The sequence below is a fragment of the Chthoniobacterales bacterium genome, from assembly GCA_018883245.1.
In the GTDB taxonomy this organism is placed as follows: domain Bacteria; phylum Verrucomicrobiota; class Verrucomicrobiia; order Chthoniobacterales; family JACTMZ01; genus JACTMZ01.
Window position 1 is genome coordinate 19,025 of record VEQL01000021.1, and the last position, 14,950, is coordinate 33,974.

Annotated in this window: 15 protein-coding genes and 1 pseudogene; 10 read left to right on the forward strand and 6 right to left on the reverse strand. The window is 61.4% G+C overall.

The window, feature by feature from the left end; translation table 11 throughout:
• Both FGM15_08475 and FGM15_08480 read left to right on the forward strand, forming a co-directional pair.
• Positions 1 to 1,947 (forward strand): ATP-binding cassette domain-containing protein, encoded by a 1,947-nt coding sequence (locus FGM15_08475; protein ID MBU3665891.1) that lies wholly within the window; start codon positions 1 to 3, stop codon positions 1,945 to 1,947.
• Between the two features lie 104 nt (positions 1,948 to 2,051).
• Positions 2,052 to 2,633, forward strand: coding sequence for a septal ring lytic transglycosylase RlpA family protein (locus FGM15_08480; GenBank protein ID MBU3665892.1), 582 nt, complete (start codon positions 2,052 to 2,054; stop codon positions 2,631 to 2,633).
• Positions 2,634 to 2,704: 71 nt separating this feature from the next.
• Here the strand turns inward: FGM15_08480 and FGM15_08485 are convergent.
• The 3 genes and pseudogenes from FGM15_08485 to holA form a co-directional block, all read right to left on the reverse strand.
• A pseudogene (locus FGM15_08485) lies at positions 2,705 to 2,776 on the reverse strand (DUF1801 domain-containing protein).
• Positions 2,777 to 2,849: 73 nt separating this feature from the next.
• Positions 2,850 to 3,683, reverse strand: a complete 834-nt coding sequence (locus tag FGM15_08490; protein MBU3665893.1) for a restriction endonuclease — start codon at positions 3,681 to 3,683, stop codon at positions 2,850 to 2,852.
• 68 nt (positions 3,684 to 3,751) lie between these two features.
• Complete coding sequence (gene holA / locus FGM15_08495) at positions 3,752 to 4,882, reverse strand: DNA polymerase III subunit delta (GenBank protein MBU3665894.1); 1,131 nt, start codon at positions 4,880 to 4,882, stop codon at positions 3,752 to 3,754.
• A 184-nt stretch (positions 4,883 to 5,066) separates the two neighbouring features.
• Between holA and FGM15_08500 the strand changes: the two genes are divergently transcribed.
• Both FGM15_08500 and FGM15_08505 read left to right on the forward strand, forming a co-directional pair.
• On the forward strand, positions 5,067 to 5,477 hold the full coding sequence (locus FGM15_08500) for a nucleotidyltransferase domain-containing protein (GenBank protein MBU3665895.1): 411 nt from the start codon (positions 5,067 to 5,069) through the stop codon (positions 5,475 to 5,477).
• Positions 5,461 to 5,730: a hypothetical protein gene (locus tag FGM15_08505; protein ID MBU3665896.1), complete on the forward strand. Its 270-nt coding sequence runs from the start codon at positions 5,461 to 5,463 to the stop codon at positions 5,728 to 5,730. Before FGM15_08500 ends, FGM15_08505 begins: the two co-directional genes overlap by 17 nt.
• 16 nt (positions 5,731 to 5,746) lie before the next feature.
• Here the strand turns inward: FGM15_08505 and uvrB are convergent, their stop codons facing one another.
• Positions 5,747 to 7,900, reverse strand: coding sequence for an excinuclease ABC subunit UvrB (gene uvrB / locus FGM15_08510; GenBank protein ID MBU3665897.1), 2,154 nt, complete (start codon positions 7,898 to 7,900; stop codon positions 5,747 to 5,749).
• A 128-nt stretch (positions 7,901 to 8,028) separates the two neighbouring features.
• Here uvrB and FGM15_08515 point away from each other — a divergent pair, with 128 nt between their 5' ends.
• Complete coding sequence (locus tag FGM15_08515) at positions 8,029 to 8,433, forward strand: ACT domain-containing protein (protein MBU3665898.1); 405 nt, start codon at positions 8,029 to 8,031, stop codon at positions 8,431 to 8,433.
• 6 nt (positions 8,434 to 8,439) lie between these two features.
• Here the strand turns inward: FGM15_08515 and panB are convergent, their stop codons facing one another.
• Both panB and folK read right to left on the reverse strand, forming a co-directional pair.
• Complete coding sequence (gene panB, locus FGM15_08520) at positions 8,440 to 9,219, reverse strand: 3-methyl-2-oxobutanoate hydroxymethyltransferase (protein ID MBU3665899.1); 780 nt, start codon at positions 9,217 to 9,219, stop codon at positions 8,440 to 8,442.
• A 55-nt stretch (positions 9,220 to 9,274) separates the two neighbouring features.
• On the reverse strand, positions 9,275 to 9,775 hold the full coding sequence (gene folK / locus FGM15_08525; protein MBU3665900.1) for a 2-amino-4-hydroxy-6-hydroxymethyldihydropteridine diphosphokinase: 501 nt from the start codon (positions 9,773 to 9,775) through the stop codon (positions 9,275 to 9,277).
• Between the two features lie 111 nt (positions 9,776 to 9,886).
• Between folK and FGM15_08530 the strand changes: the two genes are divergently transcribed.
• Genes FGM15_08530 through FGM15_08550 form a run of 5 tightly spaced genes read left to right on the forward strand, consistent with a single transcriptional unit; the run spans position 9,887 to position 14,948 of the window.
• Positions 9,887 to 11,131 (forward strand): S41 family peptidase, encoded by a 1,245-nt coding sequence (locus FGM15_08530; protein ID MBU3665901.1) that lies wholly within the window; start codon positions 9,887 to 9,889, stop codon positions 11,129 to 11,131.
• Positions 11,128 to 12,141 (forward strand): tRNA (adenosine(37)-N6)-threonylcarbamoyltransferase complex transferase subunit TsaD, encoded by a 1,014-nt coding sequence (tsaD, locus tag FGM15_08535; protein MBU3665902.1) that lies wholly within the window; start codon positions 11,128 to 11,130, stop codon positions 12,139 to 12,141. Before FGM15_08530 ends, tsaD begins: the two co-directional genes overlap by 4 nt.
• Positions 12,142 to 12,196: 55 nt before the next feature.
• The gene (rpoN, locus tag FGM15_08540; GenBank protein ID MBU3665903.1) at positions 12,197 to 13,591 is read left to right on the forward strand and encodes an RNA polymerase factor sigma-54; all 1,395 of its coding nucleotides are present in this window, start codon (positions 12,197 to 12,199) and stop codon (positions 13,589 to 13,591) included.
• A 31-nt stretch (positions 13,592 to 13,622) separates the two neighbouring features.
• Positions 13,623 to 14,663, forward strand: coding sequence for an Mrp/NBP35 family ATP-binding protein (locus FGM15_08545; protein ID MBU3665904.1), 1,041 nt, complete (start codon positions 13,623 to 13,625; stop codon positions 14,661 to 14,663).
• A gap of 57 nt (positions 14,664 to 14,720) precedes the next feature.
• Positions 14,721 to 14,948: a hypothetical protein gene (locus FGM15_08550; GenBank protein ID MBU3665905.1), complete on the forward strand. Its 228-nt coding sequence runs from the start codon at positions 14,721 to 14,723 to the stop codon at positions 14,946 to 14,948.
• The last annotated feature ends 2 nt before the right edge of the window (positions 14,949 to 14,950 follow it).

A 14,950-nucleotide genomic window follows, 5' to 3' on the forward strand; every position in this document is an offset into this window, starting at 1 on the left:
ATGATCGAGCTCGAGCACATCGATAAAATTTACCGCATGGGCCGGCTCGAAGTCGCGGCCCTCCGCGACGTCTCGTTGAGCATCGCGCCGGGCGAGTTTGTGGCCATCACGGGACAATCCGGATCCGGCAAATCGACGCTTTTGCATATCCTCGGATTGCTGGACAGGCCGACCAGCGGCCGTTTCCTTTTCTCCGGACGCGATGTCTCGCGATTGGACGACGCGGAATTGGCCGCCTTGCGTTCCGGTGAAATCGGTTTTGTTTTTCAGCAATTCCACCTGCTCCGACGGACCAATGCGGTGGACAATGTGAATCTCCCTCTCGTTTACAGCCCGGAGCGCGAAGAGGAGCGTGGCATGGAGTTGCTGCGGAAGGTTGGCTTGGCCGACCGGGCCCGGCACCGGCCGGGGGAACTTTCGGGCGGACAACAGCAGCGCGTCGCGATTGCGCGTTCCCTGGTGCGCAACCCGCGTCTTCTTCTTGCCGACGAGCCCACGGGCAATCTCGACTCGTCAAGCGGCGGTGAAATCATGGCGCTTTTCCGCGAACTCAACTCGGAGGGCATCACGGTGGTGCTGGTGACGCACGAACCGGAAATCGCCGCCCTGGCCAGGCGCGAGATCCGCATCGCGGACGGACGCGTGGAACGCGATGTGAGCAAAGCCGTGGCCGTTGCCTTGCCCGAGTTGCCCGCGAGACCCACCGCGCGCCCGCGGCATGTCGGTCGCCTGCGGCGCATTCGCTCGCATTTCCATCAGGCTGTGCGTGCGCTGCTGCTGAATAAAATGCGCACATTCCTGTCGGCCATAGGAATCATCATCGGTGTCGGTGCGGTCATCGGAATGTTGTCCCTCGGCAAAGGTGCCCAGGCATCCATCGCCGACCAGTTGTCGGGTATCGGTTCGAACCGGCTTTCCATCCGCCCCGAAGCGCAGACCGTCGGCGGCGTGGTCCAGCAGATCGGAGGAGTCAGCCGCATCACCCAGGAGCAAGCGGAGGAAATTCTGGCGAAAGTTCCCCTGGTCAAGGCTGCTGCTGCCAGCGTGCGTGGTCGCGGCCAAGTGGTGTGGCGCAACGCGAATGCGAACACCGAAATCATCGGCACAATGCCCGGCTATGCGGATATCTACAATGCGCCGGCTGTCGCCGGTCGGTTTTTTACCGCCGAAGAAAATCGCCGGCGCGACCGTGTCGCCCTGGTCGGTCGCACCGTGGCGGAAAAAGTTTTCGGAAACGCGAATCCGGTCGGTGAAACGATCAAACTCAACAAAGTTCCGTTCCGCGTCATCGGAGTTCTCAAGCCCCGGGGCGACCAAGGACCTTGGGATGCCGATGATGTCGTGGTGATTCCTCTGCAGACCGCGATGTATCGCGTCATGGGAAAGCGCTACGTCGATTCGATCGACGTGGCGGTGCGCGATTCCGACATGGTCGATCAGGCGCAAGCGCAGATTTGGGATCTTTTTTCCTCCTGGCCCAAAGCGCCGGGTGTCATCGGCGAAGGTTTCCGCATCGCCAACTACGCCTCGATGCAGGAAGCCTTCACGTCGATCATCCGCAGTGTCTCGATCCTTCTTGCCACGGTTGCGGCGATTTCGCTCGTCGTCGGCGGCATCGGGGTGATGAACATCATGCTGGTCTCGGTGACCGAGCGCACGCGGGAGATCGGATTGCGGAAGGCCTTGGGAGCGAACAACGGCGATATCCTGGCGCAGTTTCTCGTGGAAGCCGTCACGCTCTGTCTCGGCGGCGGCGCCATCGGACTGGGGCTCGGCGTGCTGCTGACTTACAGCGGCTCGTGGTTGACCGGTTGGTCGCTGTCCGTCACCGCGGGCTCGGTTGTTCTTGCCGTCGGGTTTTCCGTCGCTGTCGGACTCGTCTTCGGAATCTGGCCGGCGCGCAAAGCATCACTTCTGAATCCGATCGAGGCCTTGCGGCACGAATAAGCGGCGCGGACAACAGCCGCCACCGCTCGCAATTTGGTGTGGATTGGGCCCGCAAAGCATGAGTCAATCAGCTGCCCTTCCCGCGCTGCCCGATGAGTTCCACCATGCGATTTCTTCGTCCATTCACGCCGGCTGTTGCCGTTTGTGCGCTGTTGCTGGCCTCCGGTTGCGCGGCAAAAAAAGGACTCATCGTCGAACCTTCGAAGCCCGAGATTGTCTATGACGCGACACCGGTTTCCGTGCTCCACGGCAAGGCGTCGTATTATTACGGACGCTGGATCGGACGGTTGACAGCCAACGGTGAAACTTACCGGGCGACCGATGTGACGGCGGCGCACAAGACGCTTCCGTTCAACACCATGGTGCGCGTGACCAATCTGAAGAACGGCAAGTCGGTCATCGTGCGCATCAACAACCGCGGACCCTACGTCAAGGGCCGCATCCTCGATCTCAGTCTCGTCGCTGCGCAGAAGATCGAAATGACCACCGCCGGTGTCGTTCCGGTGAAGGCCGAGATTTTGAAGAGGATCGACGTTGTCGCGAAACCCAACGTCAAGCTCACTGCATCCGAAAAGCGTGCTGCCGAGAAGCGCTTGGCGCAGGCGGCCAAGGAGGCCCGCGAGAAGAAGGCGAAGCAGTCCCCCGGGCTCAGCAAGGTGTTTTCATTCCTCCGGCCTGCGCAATAGCGCGCCGACCTGCATCGAAAGTCAGGAATTGCTCCACGCCGAGTTGCAGGGCGGTGCGGTTTCAAGTCGATGCCGCGGAAGAAGGTGACTTTGACGCGTTTGGTCAGGCAGTGGATACCGAGGAGCCAGTCACCTTTGGCAATCTGAGGGTTGCCGCTGGAGTGGAGTTTGGGTTTTTCCTTTGGCGTTCAATGCCCAAAAAGCCAGGGGTTGAGCTCAGTAGTTATCAAACCAGGACTCATTGACGGAGATTTCTTCTACTGTTTTCTGCTCGACCGAAATCCCCAAGCGGTAGTCTTTCAGCATTTGCACGAACTCATCGCCGTCGATCAAGTCAAGCGGAGGTGCTCCGTCACGAAGAGCTTCAGCCTTTGCCTCTCTGGTGAATGTTCCAGTTGTTAGAATTATGCCTTTGTCTGCTCGCCCAACCATTGCGCCCCGAAAGTCACGTATTACGGGCGCTGGGACGGTGTCTTTGTAGCGTTTGCATTGAAAGTGAACATGGAACGAAAGAATTGCTCCGAGTTTTACTACTCCGCGTCCATCGATGCCTCCGTCTCCGGACCTCCCCGTCACTTCGACCTGGATAAATCCTGACTCGCGAAGCACGCGTTGGCAGAGTCTTTCGAATGCTTCGGGAGACATCTTCTTGAGCGAGTTGAGGACTTCCTCCTCCCATCCTGTTTCGTCAGGGCTTTCAGTTTCTTGAGATTCTCTCTCCGCCTTCTTCTTTCGATCCTCGTCCTGCACCAATTTTTTCACGGCCTCTTTCTTAACGGTCGAGGTCTTCTGACCTTTGCTTGTCAGCGCCCAAACACCTCGCGAGGAGTTTTCGATTAACCCGAATCTTTTCAGGTAAGTTCTGGCCCACGCCAGATTGTAGGAAAACTTCGTTCGGTTGCCGTCGTGAGGTTCCTCCAAGTCTGCTTCAGAAAGCTTGAGAATTTTAGCGACTTGCTGTTCCAGCTCGGAAATTGACGCTGAACTTCCCAGCTCATGTAGAGCAGCAAGAAGTGGATTAAAAAGGTCGTCGTATTTGGGAACGGCCATCTCGGTGCAAGCTGATCAGAGTTGATACTCGGGCGTCAAGAATGACTCCCACAACCAACTCCCCCATGTTATCGCGGTGTAAGGATGCGCACGAGCAACTGCTGCAGAATAAGCGCCGGGTCGGAGCCGGTGGACATGATGGATGTGGCGGCTTCGGCGCAGGCGATAGTGGCGTCGGCCAGTTCGCGGACTTTGAAGCGTTTGGCTTCCTGCGCGGACATGTAGAACCCGTAGGCGTTGAGGGTGCCGTCTTTTTTGCGCGGGAGGATTTCTTTGGCATCCTCCGGGAGTTGTTCGAGAGCTGACTGGAAAGCAGGGTAGCTCGGGGGCACACGCAGTCCATATTCCTCGATGAGGATGGCAGCGGCGGTCATGCGCTGGATGGTCGGCATGATGGCGGCGTAGAGGAGTCCGACAGAGTCCTCGCCTTGGGCGAGAAGTTTTTGCAGGCAGTTGCTGGCCGACTGCAGATTGCGGCGGGCGATGCAGTTGCCCAGCTCGAAGATGATGCCGCGGCGGGTTTGGGGGACGAGGAGGGTGATGTCTTCCTCGCTGATGTCGCGGCGTTCGTCGCCGAGGTAGGTGTCGATCTTGTCGAGTTCGTTGAGGACTTGGCGCGTGTCGGAGCCGACATAGGCAGCGAAACGCTCCAAGGCGTCGGGCGCGAACTTCAGTTTTCGCTCGCGCGCGGCGGACACGGCCGCCTGACGCGCCGCATCGTCTTCGTCGAAGCGCGGCCCGCCGCTCGGTTTGTCGAGGACTTCAGCCGCCGCAAGTTTGGTCAGCGATTTGTAGAACGTGCGGCGCTTGTCCGGACTGATCGCGCTGAAGAGCAAACGCGTTCCTTCCGGTAATCCGCCTTCGAGGATTTTTTGCAATGCCTCAAGCGCTTCGAGGACGGTTTTGCTTCCGCCAAGTTGCGTGTCGGAAAGAAAATTGGCGCTCTTCAGCCAGACGAGTTTCTCCGAGGCGAGGAATCCCGGCATGCTGAGCGAGAGGATGGCCTCGCGGATGATCGAGGCGGCGTGCTCGGCATTGTCGGCATGCGCATCGAGCGTCTCGACGGCGAACTCACCGCCTTCAGCGGGCGCCAACTCCGCTGCCAATTCCTTGGCCCGTGCTTTGACCGCCATTTCGTCATTGCCGGCGACGAGCTGGACATTTGCAGTTTTGGCGGTTTTTTTGGGTTTGGTTGCCATTCTTGTCAAGTAGCGGCGACCTCGCCGCCGGTTGTTGTTCGATCCGCCGCTGAGGACGTCGGCGCTACTCAATTATCGTAGCTGCGGCACTCTGTGTAGCGCCAGAAAGGAAAACGCAGCACGGATTGCCGCATCCCCGGGCTTGCGCGTTGCCGGTTGGCGTCGTTCCGAGTAGCGTTTTGCCATGAAGGAGCCTCACAACGTGCTCGCCGATTCTGTCTTGCAGGGGGTGGCCGACCGGCTCGGACAGGAAAGAGCGGTTGCCGCCGCCTACCTTCTGGGTTCGGCCGCGAACGGGCGTCTGCGTGCGGACAGCGATGTGGATATCGCGTTGCTGCCGGTGCGAGGCGCAGCCATCAGCGGCTTGGAGCGTGTGGATCTTGCGGCGGACCTCGAACTCCTCCTCGGTCGACCGGTGGACTTGGGCATCCTTCACACGGGAAATCTCGTCTATGCGAAGGAGGCGGTGGCGCATGGAAAATTGCTTTTCGAGCGTGATCGAACCGCCCGCGTCCGCTTTGGCGCACTCGTGTTGTCTATGTATGCGGATTTGCAGGAAAATCGTCGGGAGGTGATTCATGCCTACGCCGCCTGACGATATCCTTCTCAACAAGGCGGCGATCATCGAGCGGTGCATCCGACGTCTGGGCGAGGAGGCGCGGGCCTGTCCGGATTACGATGATTTCACCCACGTCGATGCCCTCACGCTCAATATCGAACGTGCATGCCAAGCGGCCATTGTTTTCTTCCGTGGCTGCGTCGCTGCGCCCGGGACTGTATTGCAGAGGATGCAACCGCTTCGCTTGCTCCTTGCCACAAACGAAAATTATCCGCAGCGCCACCCTTGAGGTTTTGGGACAGGTCCTAGCGCCGGCGCTTCTTCGCGCCGTAGGTCACAAGGCGGCGGGTCGGGGAGATTTTTTCCAAGCCTGTGCCGGCTTTGAGTTCGGTGATCTGGTCGCGGAGGAGGGCGGCGCGCTCGAATTCGAGGGCGGAGGAGGCTTCTTCCATTTCCTGGGTCAGCTCGGCCAGCAACTCGGAGAGGGAAAGTCCGGCGCCGTCCTCGGCCACGCGCGCGGTTTCTTCGGATTTGCCCTTGAGGATGACGTGGAGGCTTTCCTGCACGGCCCGCTGCACACTGCGGGGGGTGATGCCGTGCTCCTCGTTATATGCCATCTGACGGCGCCGGCGGTAATCGCTGATCTCGATGAGGGCGCGGATGCTGCCGGTCATGTTGTCGGCAAAAAGGACGACCTCGCCATCGACGTGCCGCGCGGCGCGTCCGGCCGTCTGGATGAGCGAGGTTTGGCTGCGCAGGTAGCCCTCCTTGTCGGCGTCGAGGATGCAGACGAGTCCGACCTCGGGAAGGTCGAGGCCTTCACGCAGGAGGTTGATGCCGACGAGGATGTCGAACTCGCCGGCGCGGAGGGCGCGGAGGATTTCCACGCGCTCGATGGTGTCGATCTCGCTGTGCAGGTAGCGGACCTTGAGCCCGATGTCGCGCAGGTAGTCGGCGAGGTCCTCGGCCGTGCGTTTGGTGAGCGTCGTGACGAGGACGCGCTGCTTTTTCTCGATGCGCTGGCGGCAGAGTTCGATCGTCTCGTCAATCTGCTCCTTCAACGGACGCATGGTGATCTTCGGGTCGAGCAGTCCGGTGGGACGGATGATCTGCTCTGCGACAAGCGGCGCGCCGGACGTGGCGGTGTCGAAATTGTCCCGCGCGCGCTGTAGCAGGTCGGCGCTTTCCTCGATGGTCAGGCGGTTGTCGCTGCGGCTCGAGGGAAGAAAAGTCGTGTTGCCCACATGGCTGTTGCGAAGTTCGAAGTCCCCCGGCGTGGCGCTCATGTAAAGAAGCTGGTTGGTCATTTCCATGAACTCGGGGAAATTGAGCGGGCGGTTGTCGAGGGCGCTGGGAAGACGGAACCCGTAGTCCACGAGCACTTGTTTGCGTGATCGGTCGCCGGCATACATGCCGCCGATCTGCGGAATCGAGGCATGGGATTCATCGATGACGCAGAGATAGTCCTCGGGAAAGAAGTCGAGCAGGGTGAACGGACGCGATCTGGGCGGGCGTCCGCTGAGGTGGCGCGAATAATTTTCTATGCCGTTGCAGAATCCCATTTCTTCCATCATTTCGAGGTCGAATTCGGTGCGCATTTTGAGCCGCTGGGATTCGAGGAGCTTGCCCTGCGATTCGAGTTCGGCGAGCCGTCCGTCGAGTTCGGTGCGTATGGTGCCGAGTGCGCGGCGGAGTTTGTCCTGCGGGGTCACGAACTGTTTGGCGGGGAAAATAGTCAGGCCGGGCACGGAATCCGAAGCGTGTCCGGTCAGCGGATCGATGATGCTGATGCGGTCGATCTCATCACCGAAGAATTCCACGCGGACGGCTTCGTCGTCCATGTTGGCGGGGTGGACTTCGACAACATCACCGCGCACCCGGAATTTGCCGCGGCCGAAGGCGATGTCGTTGCGCTCGTAGAGCAGATCGACGAGACGTCCGAGAAATTTCTCCCGCGACATGGTCTCGCCGGTCTTCAGCGGAAGCAGCATGTTCTTGTAATCCTCGGGAGAGCCCAATCCGTAGATGCAGGACACGCTGGCCACGACGAGGACATCGCGGCGCGAGAGCAGTGAACTTGTCGCCGAGAGTCGCAGGCGCTCGATCTCCTCGTTGATCGACGAATCTTTCTCGATGTATGTGTCGGTGCGGGGGATGTAGGCCTCGGGCTGGTAGTAGTCGAAGTAGCTGACGAAATACTCGACGGCATTGTCGGGGAAGAATTGCTTGAATTCGGAGTAAAGCTGCGCGGCCAGCGTCTTGTTGTGCGAGATGACGAGCGTGGGCCGGTCGAGATTGCGGATGATGTTGGCCGCGGTGAAGGTTTTGCCCGAACCGGTCACGCCGAGCAGTGTCTGGTGCCGGTTGCCAGCCTCGAGAGCGCGCGTCAGCTTTTCGATGGCCGGACCTTGGTCCCCGCAGGGCGCATGGGGTGAGGCGAGACGGAACGAATTGGCCATAACTTTCCAACTTACGCGCGCCGCACGCCGGACGCCAGCGGGAGGAACAATGTTGAGAAAAAATCGGGGCAGCTTTACTTTGCCTTCTGCGCCGTGTCCTCATGACGCGGGAATTTTCTCAAAGTTTTATGGTCAAAATCGTCACTCAACTCGCCGTCTTCATCGAAAACAAACCGGGCACCCTCGCCGCCGTATGCGACGCGCTGGCAAAGGAAGGGATCAATATCTGGGGGTTGGCCACTTCCGACACCACGGACCACAACGTGGTTCGTCTCGTGCTCAGCGATCCGAAACGCGCATTGGATGTCTTCGAAGAGCGCGGAACCCTCGTCGTCGAAAGCGACGTGCTGATGGTGGAAAACCGCAACAGTCCCGGTGCCTTGGTGAAAATCGCCAAAGCCCTCGCCAAGAAGAAGATCAACATCGAATACGCCTACCTCGCGAGCCATCCGGGAGACGTGCGCGGATTGCTCATCCTGCGCGTCAACAACGCGAAAGCCGCGCTCGGCACGCTCAAAACTTTGAGGATCTGACCGCGGTCAGGGCGGGGTCATTCCCGTGCCGCCGTGAACATCGGTGACATATTCGCGCACCGCGCCGGTGATGGCTGACGCGATATCGGCGCGCTGCTTGGCGAACTTCGGTTTGAACCACGGAAACAAGCCGACGAGGTCGTGCAGGACGAGAATCTGTCCGTCGCAACCTTCGCCGCTGCCGATGCCTATGGTGGGGATTTGCAGCGTCGGTGTGATTTCGGCGGCGAGGCCGGGGATGACGATCTCCATGACCACAGCGAACGCGCCGGCTTCCTGCACGGCCGCAGCGTCGCGCCGGATGGCCTCGGCCTCTTCGGTGGTGCGCCCCTTCACTTTGTATCCGCCCTCTTCGCGGATGTGTTGCGGGAGCATGCCGATGTGGGCCAGCACGGGAATGCCCGCGGCGACAAGCGAGCCGATCTGTGACGCGACGGCCGCACCGCCTTCGAGCTTCACGGCCTGCGCGCCGGCTGCGACGAGCCGGCGGGCACTGTCATGCGCTTCGTCCGGGGTGCGGTAAGTGTCGATCGGCAGATCGGCGACGATGATGGATTTTTTCGCTCCGCGAGCTACCGCGCCGGTGTGTCGGATCATGTCGTCGAGGCTGACTGAAGTGGTGTCCGGATACCCGAGCACAACCATGCCTAGGGAATCGCCGACAAGAATCAGATCGACGCCCGCGTCGTCCAGCAGACGCGCGGTTGGATAATCATACGCGGTCAGTGCCGCGACTTTGCGTCCGCTTCGCTTGAGATTCCGGAAATGGATGTCGAGGTCGTTCATCATCTTGCGGAATGCAATTTCGTTTCCCGCGGTGCGGACGGCAAGCTTGCTCGCGCTACCAGTCGGAGGCAAAGAGCCGGACGCCGGACTTGTCGGGAAGCTCCGCGAGGAGTTCGGCGATCGTCATCGTCTGCCCGGGCAGGACGAGTTCCGGTCTGATGTCGGCCAAGGGTTGCAGGACGAACCGTCGAAGGTGCAGGCGGGGGTGGGGAAGGGTTATCGCTTCACCAGCCATCCGCGTGTCGCCCGCGTAAAGGATGTCGAGATCAAGAGGGCGCGGGCTGTTTTTTGCGCTGCCCCCGGCTCGCCCTAGTCGCTGCTCGCATCCGGCAAGTTTTTCGAGAAGCTCCGCGGGTCGCAGCGTGGTTTCGATCTCCATCACCGCGTTGAGAAATGCGGGCGATCCGGGCGGACAGCCGACCGGCGAAGTTTCGTAAACAGCGGAGACGGCAGCCGGCAAAGTTCCCTCATGCAGCTTCAACAGCAGATCGCGGCCGTCCCCGAGGTTGGCCAGACGGTCGCCGAGATTTGATCCGAGTGCGATGCCCGTGCGCATTCGCGGCATCATTCCATCGCGGGGCAACGCGGCCAAGCGGCATCCGCGGATTTGCCGCTGCGCTTCCGGCGTGGTAGGGACTGGTGCGTGCGCGCACTTTTCATTCTTTCCGTGTGTCTGCTGACAGTCGCGCCCTGTCTTTTCGCGCAGGAGGACGAGGACGTTTCGCCCTACAGGGAAATGAAGACCCTGGCGCGGGCGGTAGAGCTGATCCGTCAGGATTACGTGGACGAGGACAAGACCGGCTACGAGGAGCTTATCTACAGCGCGATGCGCGGAATGCTCGAGGAGTTGGATCCGCACAGCGACTTCATGGACCCGAAGGACTTCAAGGGTATGCAGGAGGACACAAAGAGCGAGTTCGGGGGGCTCGGTGTCGTGGTGGGCATGAAAAACGAACGGCTCACGATCGTGTCGCCGATGGAGGGAACGCCGGGTTTCCGCGCGGGGCTTTTGCCCGGCGATGTGCTGCTCGAAATCGACGGTCGCTCAACCGAAAAAATGACCTTGCGCGATGCGGTGGACAAACTTCGCGGCGAACCGGGCACCGCGGTGAAACTCGCCATCGGGCGCTCCGATGCGCCGAAGCCGATCAACTTCAACATCGAGCGCGAAGTCATCAAGGTTCCCAGCGTGCGCGGCGCCAAGATCTTGGACGATGTGGCCGGGCCGAAGATCGGCTACGTCCGGATCTCGCAGTTCAGCGAGCCGACGGTCAAAGAGTTCGCCAAGGCGTTGTCCCAGCTTGAGAAGCAGGGGATGGAGGCGCTGATCCTCGATCTGCGGTTCAATCCGGGCGGCTTGCTCGGCAGCGCCGTCGAGGTTGCGGGAGAATTTTTGCCCGGCGGTGCGCTCGTGGCTTACACGGAAGGTCGCTCGCCGTCGGCCGGGCGGCGCTACCTTGCGCCCGGCAAAGGCCGCAAACCGCGGAATTATCCGCTTGCCGTGCTGGTCAACGGCTCGAGCGCGAGCGGCGCCGAGATCGTGGCCGGCGCACTCAAGGATTCCGGAAGGGCTTTGCTCGTAGGCGAGACGACTTTCGGCAAAGGTTCGGTGCAGAGCGTGGTGTCCCTGCCAGACGGTTCGGCGGTGCGGCTGACCACCGCAAAATATTTCACGCCCGGCAAGCAACCGATCCACGAAAAGGGAGTCTCGCCGCACGTCCGCGCCCCGATGACGGGGGAAGACGAGGCGCGCCTGCTGGCGGAGCGCAGGCGCGAGGATCTGCCGGCGGGAAGCGAAAAAGAAGAGATCGGGGGAGTGGATGATGTGCCTCTGCAGCGCGCTGCCGATGCGCTGCGCGGAGTGCTGCTCCATGCGCGGGAGGGGACGGGCGGGCCGTCCAGCGAGGGTTGAACGATCCCTTGGTCCTCGCCTTGGAGACCTCGTGCGACGAAACTGCCGCCGCGATCTTGCAGGGTCCCGACCGTCTGCGGGCCAGTGTCATATCTTCCCAGGCCGCGCTCCATGCCGCATACGGAGGCGTGGTTCCCGAGGTGGCGTCGCGCAATCACTTGGCATCGATCCGGCAGGTCGTTGCCGGCGCGATGGAGCAAGCCGGCGTGCGGTTGGACAAGATTGATTTTTTTGCCGCGACCAACGGTCCGGGTTTGGCCAGCGCCCTGCTCGTGGGGTTGTCGGCCGCCAAAGGCTTGGCCATCGCACTGGAAAAACCTTTCCTCGCCGTCAATCACGTGGAGGGGCACCTGCTGTCGCCGTTTTTCGGACAAAAGGAGATTCCGCCCTCCGTGGGTCTGGTTGTGAGCGGGGGCCACACGCTCCTGGTCGATATCGAGGCCGCCGGTCGCTACCGCCTGCTCGGCCGCACGCTGGATGATGCGGCAGGCGAGGCCTTCGACAAGGTGGCCAAGTTGCTGGGCTTGGGGTATCCGGGCGGTCCGGAAATCGAGGCGCGCGCGCGTCTCGGCGATGCCGAGCGCTTCAATTTTCCGCGGGGCATGAAAGACTCCGGAGACTTCAACTTCAGCTTCAGCGGCCTGAAGACCGCGGTGCGCTATATGCAGCCGGAAACTTCTTCGGGCGACATTGCCGATCTGTGTGCCTCCTTCCAAGAAGCCGTTGTGGACGTTCTGGCTCACAAAGCGGTGGGCGCGGCGATCCAGTGCCGTCGCAACTTGATCGCCGTGAGCGGCGGGGTTTGTCTGAACAAAAGACTTCGTGGAGAGCTTTTGTCCCGCGCCCGTGCCGCGGGTGTCGAGGTTGTGTTCGCCGCACCGGAATTTTGCGCGGACAACGCCGCGATGATCGCCTACACGGCGATGCAGCATTGGCGGCGGGGTGCATCCTCCCGACTCGAAACGGATATTTTTCCCACCCTGGGCGACGATTTGTTCGGCTCGCGCTGATAATTGGCTCGAAAATTGCTTGCAGTAAACGCCGCATCCGTGCGTTTTAGCTGAGATGCCCGGTCTCGAGCAAAGCGCGCACATGGCGCAGCAGCAGGTGCTATCACCGCAGATGCGCCAGAGCCTGGAGATTCTGCAGGCCGCTTCGCTCGATCTTCAACAAATGGTGAGGCGGGAACTCGAAAGCAATCCCGCTCTTGAGGAGGAAGAACAGCTGAACGAGGAGTCCCCGGACGAGGAAACTCCGGAAGGCGGGACCGACGAGACCGACGAACTGAACAGGCTTGAAGAGGACTGGGGCGATTTTTCCGCCGAGGGCGCGCAGGCTTTTGATTCGGCGTCCGATTTGCGGCGCCGTCATTTTCTCGAGGGCGTGGCACCGGAGGAAACCCTCGCGCAGCATCTCGAGAAGCAGTTGGCGAGGTTGGCGCTTGATCCCGTGCAGCGGCGGATCGCGGCGCTTCTGGTCGGAAATCTCGACGAAGACGGCCGCTTGGCGGCAACGCCCGAGGAGGTGGCCGACGAGGCGGGAGTGGAGACCGAGGAGGTTCAAGAGGTGCTCGCCCTGCTGCAAACGCTCGATCCGGCCGGGGTGGGGGCTCGCAACCTCCCGGAGTGTCTCATGCTGCAGCTTGCAAGACGCGGTCAGGCGGACAGCGTGGCTGCCCGTATTGTCGGGAGTCATCTCGAGTTGCTCGGGCGGAAGAAATTTCCCGAAATCGCCGCTTTGCTCGGAGTGCCGCAGGACGAGGTCCGGGCGGCGGGTTCCTTGATCGCCTCGCTTGATCCCAAACCCGCGCGGGCCTTTGCCGGCGAGGTCGCCCAGGCGTTGTCGCCCGATGTCGTGATTGAAAAGTCGGGCGGCGACTTTGTTGTATCGCTGGTGCACGACAACATCCCGCGTTTACGGATCAGCCGCGCGTGCCGCGACCTGCTCGGCAAGGAAAACGCGGAAGCCGAGGTGCGCGGCTATCTGCGCGAGAAAATCCGCGGCGGGAAATTCCTCATCAGGAGCATCCAGCAACGGCAGCAGACCATACTCGCCATCGCGCGCGAGATCGCGGCCCGGCAGCGCGCTTTTCTCGAGCACGGTGTTTCGGCGTTGGCGCCGATGACCATGGCCCAGGTCGCGGAAGCCGTGGGGGTGCACGAGACGACTGTGAGCCGCGCGATCGCCGGCAAGGCCGTGGCCACGCCCCACGGTGTCTTCGACATGAAATTCTTTTTCACAACCGGTTACCGTTCGGATGACGGTGCCGAAGTGAGCAGCGCAAGCGTGAAGGATGCGATAGCCGCGCTGGTCCGCGGTGAGGACGCGCATCGCCCGATGAGCGACCAGCAGATCGTGGAAAAACTCAAGTCCGAGGGATTGTCCGTGGCGCGTCGCACGGTCACGAAATACCGCGAGGCGCTGGGGATACTTCCCAGCCATCTGCGAAAATCTTTTTGAGCGCCGCCGCCGCGGCGGCTATCAACGCCGCATGTCGTCAATCAACGCGGAGACCGTCAGGGAAGCGCTGCGGGTGGTCAAATACCCCGGATTCAGCAGGGATATCGTATCGTTCGGGCTGGTCGAGTCCGCCCAGGTGAAAGGGGACGAGGTCTTCGTGAAGCTCTCGCTTGCCGTCACGGACCCGAAAATCGCGCAACAGATCCACCGCGAATGTATGGAAGTGCTTTCCGCCGTGCCCGGCGTGCGCGTTCCCCGCGTGCAGGTCGATTTGAAAAAGCCGCCCGAGGCCGCGTCGCCCGGGGCGACGAAAATCGAGGGTGTGAAGAATGTTGTCGCCGTGGCCAGCGGCAAAGGCGGGGTCGGCAAGAGCACGGTCGCCTCCAATCTGGCCCACGCCCTGAGTCTGGGCGGGGCGCGCACGGGTTTGTGCGACTGCGACCTTTACGGGCCGAGCATCGCCTTGATGTTCGGCACCACCGAGCAGCCGGTCGCGACGGAAGACAATCGCATCGTTCCCGTCGAGCGCTACGGAGTGAAGTTGATGTCGATGGGATTCCTCGCCGACCCGGATACGCCGGCGGTTCTGCGCGGCCCGATGGTGACGCGCTACACGCAGCAGTTCCTGCGTCAGGTGGATTGGGGAGAACTGGACTACCTCATCCTGGACTTGCCGCCGGGCACGGGCGACATCCAGCTCACGGTCGTTCAAACTGTCGCGCTCGCCGGCGCGGTGGTTGTCACCACGCCGCAGGAAGTCGCGCTGATCGACGCGCGCAAAGCGGTGGCAATGTTCCAAAAGACGAATGTCAGGGTTCTCGGGATCGTGGAAAATATGAGCTGTTTCGTGTGCCCGAGCGACGGCAAGCGCTACGATATTTTCGGGCGTGGCGGCGGGCAGCGCGAGGCCGACCGTTTGGGTGTCCCGCTGCTCGGCGAGGTTCCGATCGACATCGCGACCCGCGAGGCCGGCGATACGGGAATGCCCGTCGTGGGGCGTGCGGGGGAAAGTGCCGTCGCGCGCGAGTTCATCAAAATCGCGGAAGCTTTGCGCAAAGAGGTCGCATGTTAGCAGCAGCGGAGACGCGTTTCTTGACCTCGCGGCAGATCCATGCGATCAAATGCCTTCATGAAAAGCCCCCACGGCGAGGGTGATAACCTCGTCAGAAACTCCATGTTGTATCGCGAGTTTCTCGCGGAAAGAGAAGAGATCCTCCGGCACAAGTGGATCGAGAGCGAGAAGGCCGGTCACGATATCGGCTTTGAGAAAGCCCTTCTCGACTGGGTGATGCGCCATCGCGGCGGCTGGCGCGCCAGTCGTCCCCGCTACGAGCGTTCCGCCGCATCCGCCAATTGAAT

Bases quoted from the DNA above. Each gene is read 5' to 3' on its own strand.
- FGM15_08475 (MBU3665891.1), top strand. From the start codon at position 1: ATGATCGAGCTCGAGCACATCGATAAAATTTACCGCATGGGCCGGCTC.
- FGM15_08480 (MBU3665892.1), top strand. From the start codon at position 2,052: ATGCGATTTCTTCGTCCATTCACGCCGGCTGTTGCCGTTTGTGCGCTG.
- FGM15_08490 (MBU3665893.1), bottom strand. From the start codon at position 3,683: ATGGCCGTTCCCAAATACGACGACCTTTTTAATCCACTTCTTGCTGCT.
- holA (MBU3665894.1), bottom strand. From the start codon at position 4,882: ATGGCAACCAAACCCAAAAAAACCGCCAAAACTGCAAATGTCCAGCTC.
- FGM15_08500 (MBU3665895.1), top strand. From the start codon at position 5,067: ATGAAGGAGCCTCACAACGTGCTCGCCGATTCTGTCTTGCAGGGGGTG.
- FGM15_08505 (MBU3665896.1), top strand. From the start codon at position 5,461: ATGCCTACGCCGCCTGACGATATCCTTCTCAACAAGGCGGCGATCATC.
- uvrB (MBU3665897.1), bottom strand. From the start codon at position 7,900: ATGGCCAATTCGTTCCGTCTCGCCTCACCCCATGCGCCCTGCGGGGAC.
- FGM15_08515 (MBU3665898.1), top strand. From the start codon at position 8,029: ATGGTCAAAATCGTCACTCAACTCGCCGTCTTCATCGAAAACAAACCG.
- panB (MBU3665899.1), bottom strand. From the start codon at position 9,219: ATGAACGACCTCGACATCCATTTCCGGAATCTCAAGCGAAGCGGACGC.
- folK (MBU3665900.1), bottom strand. From the start codon at position 9,775: ATGCGCACGGGCATCGCACTCGGATCAAATCTCGGCGACCGTCTGGCC.
- rpoN (MBU3665903.1), top strand. From the start codon at position 12,197: ATGCCCGGTCTCGAGCAAAGCGCGCACATGGCGCAGCAGCAGGTGCTA.
- FGM15_08545 (MBU3665904.1), top strand. From the start codon at position 13,623: ATGTCGTCAATCAACGCGGAGACCGTCAGGGAAGCGCTGCGGGTGGTC.
- FGM15_08550 (MBU3665905.1), top strand. From the start codon at position 14,721: ATGAAAAGCCCCCACGGCGAGGGTGATAACCTCGTCAGAAACTCCATG.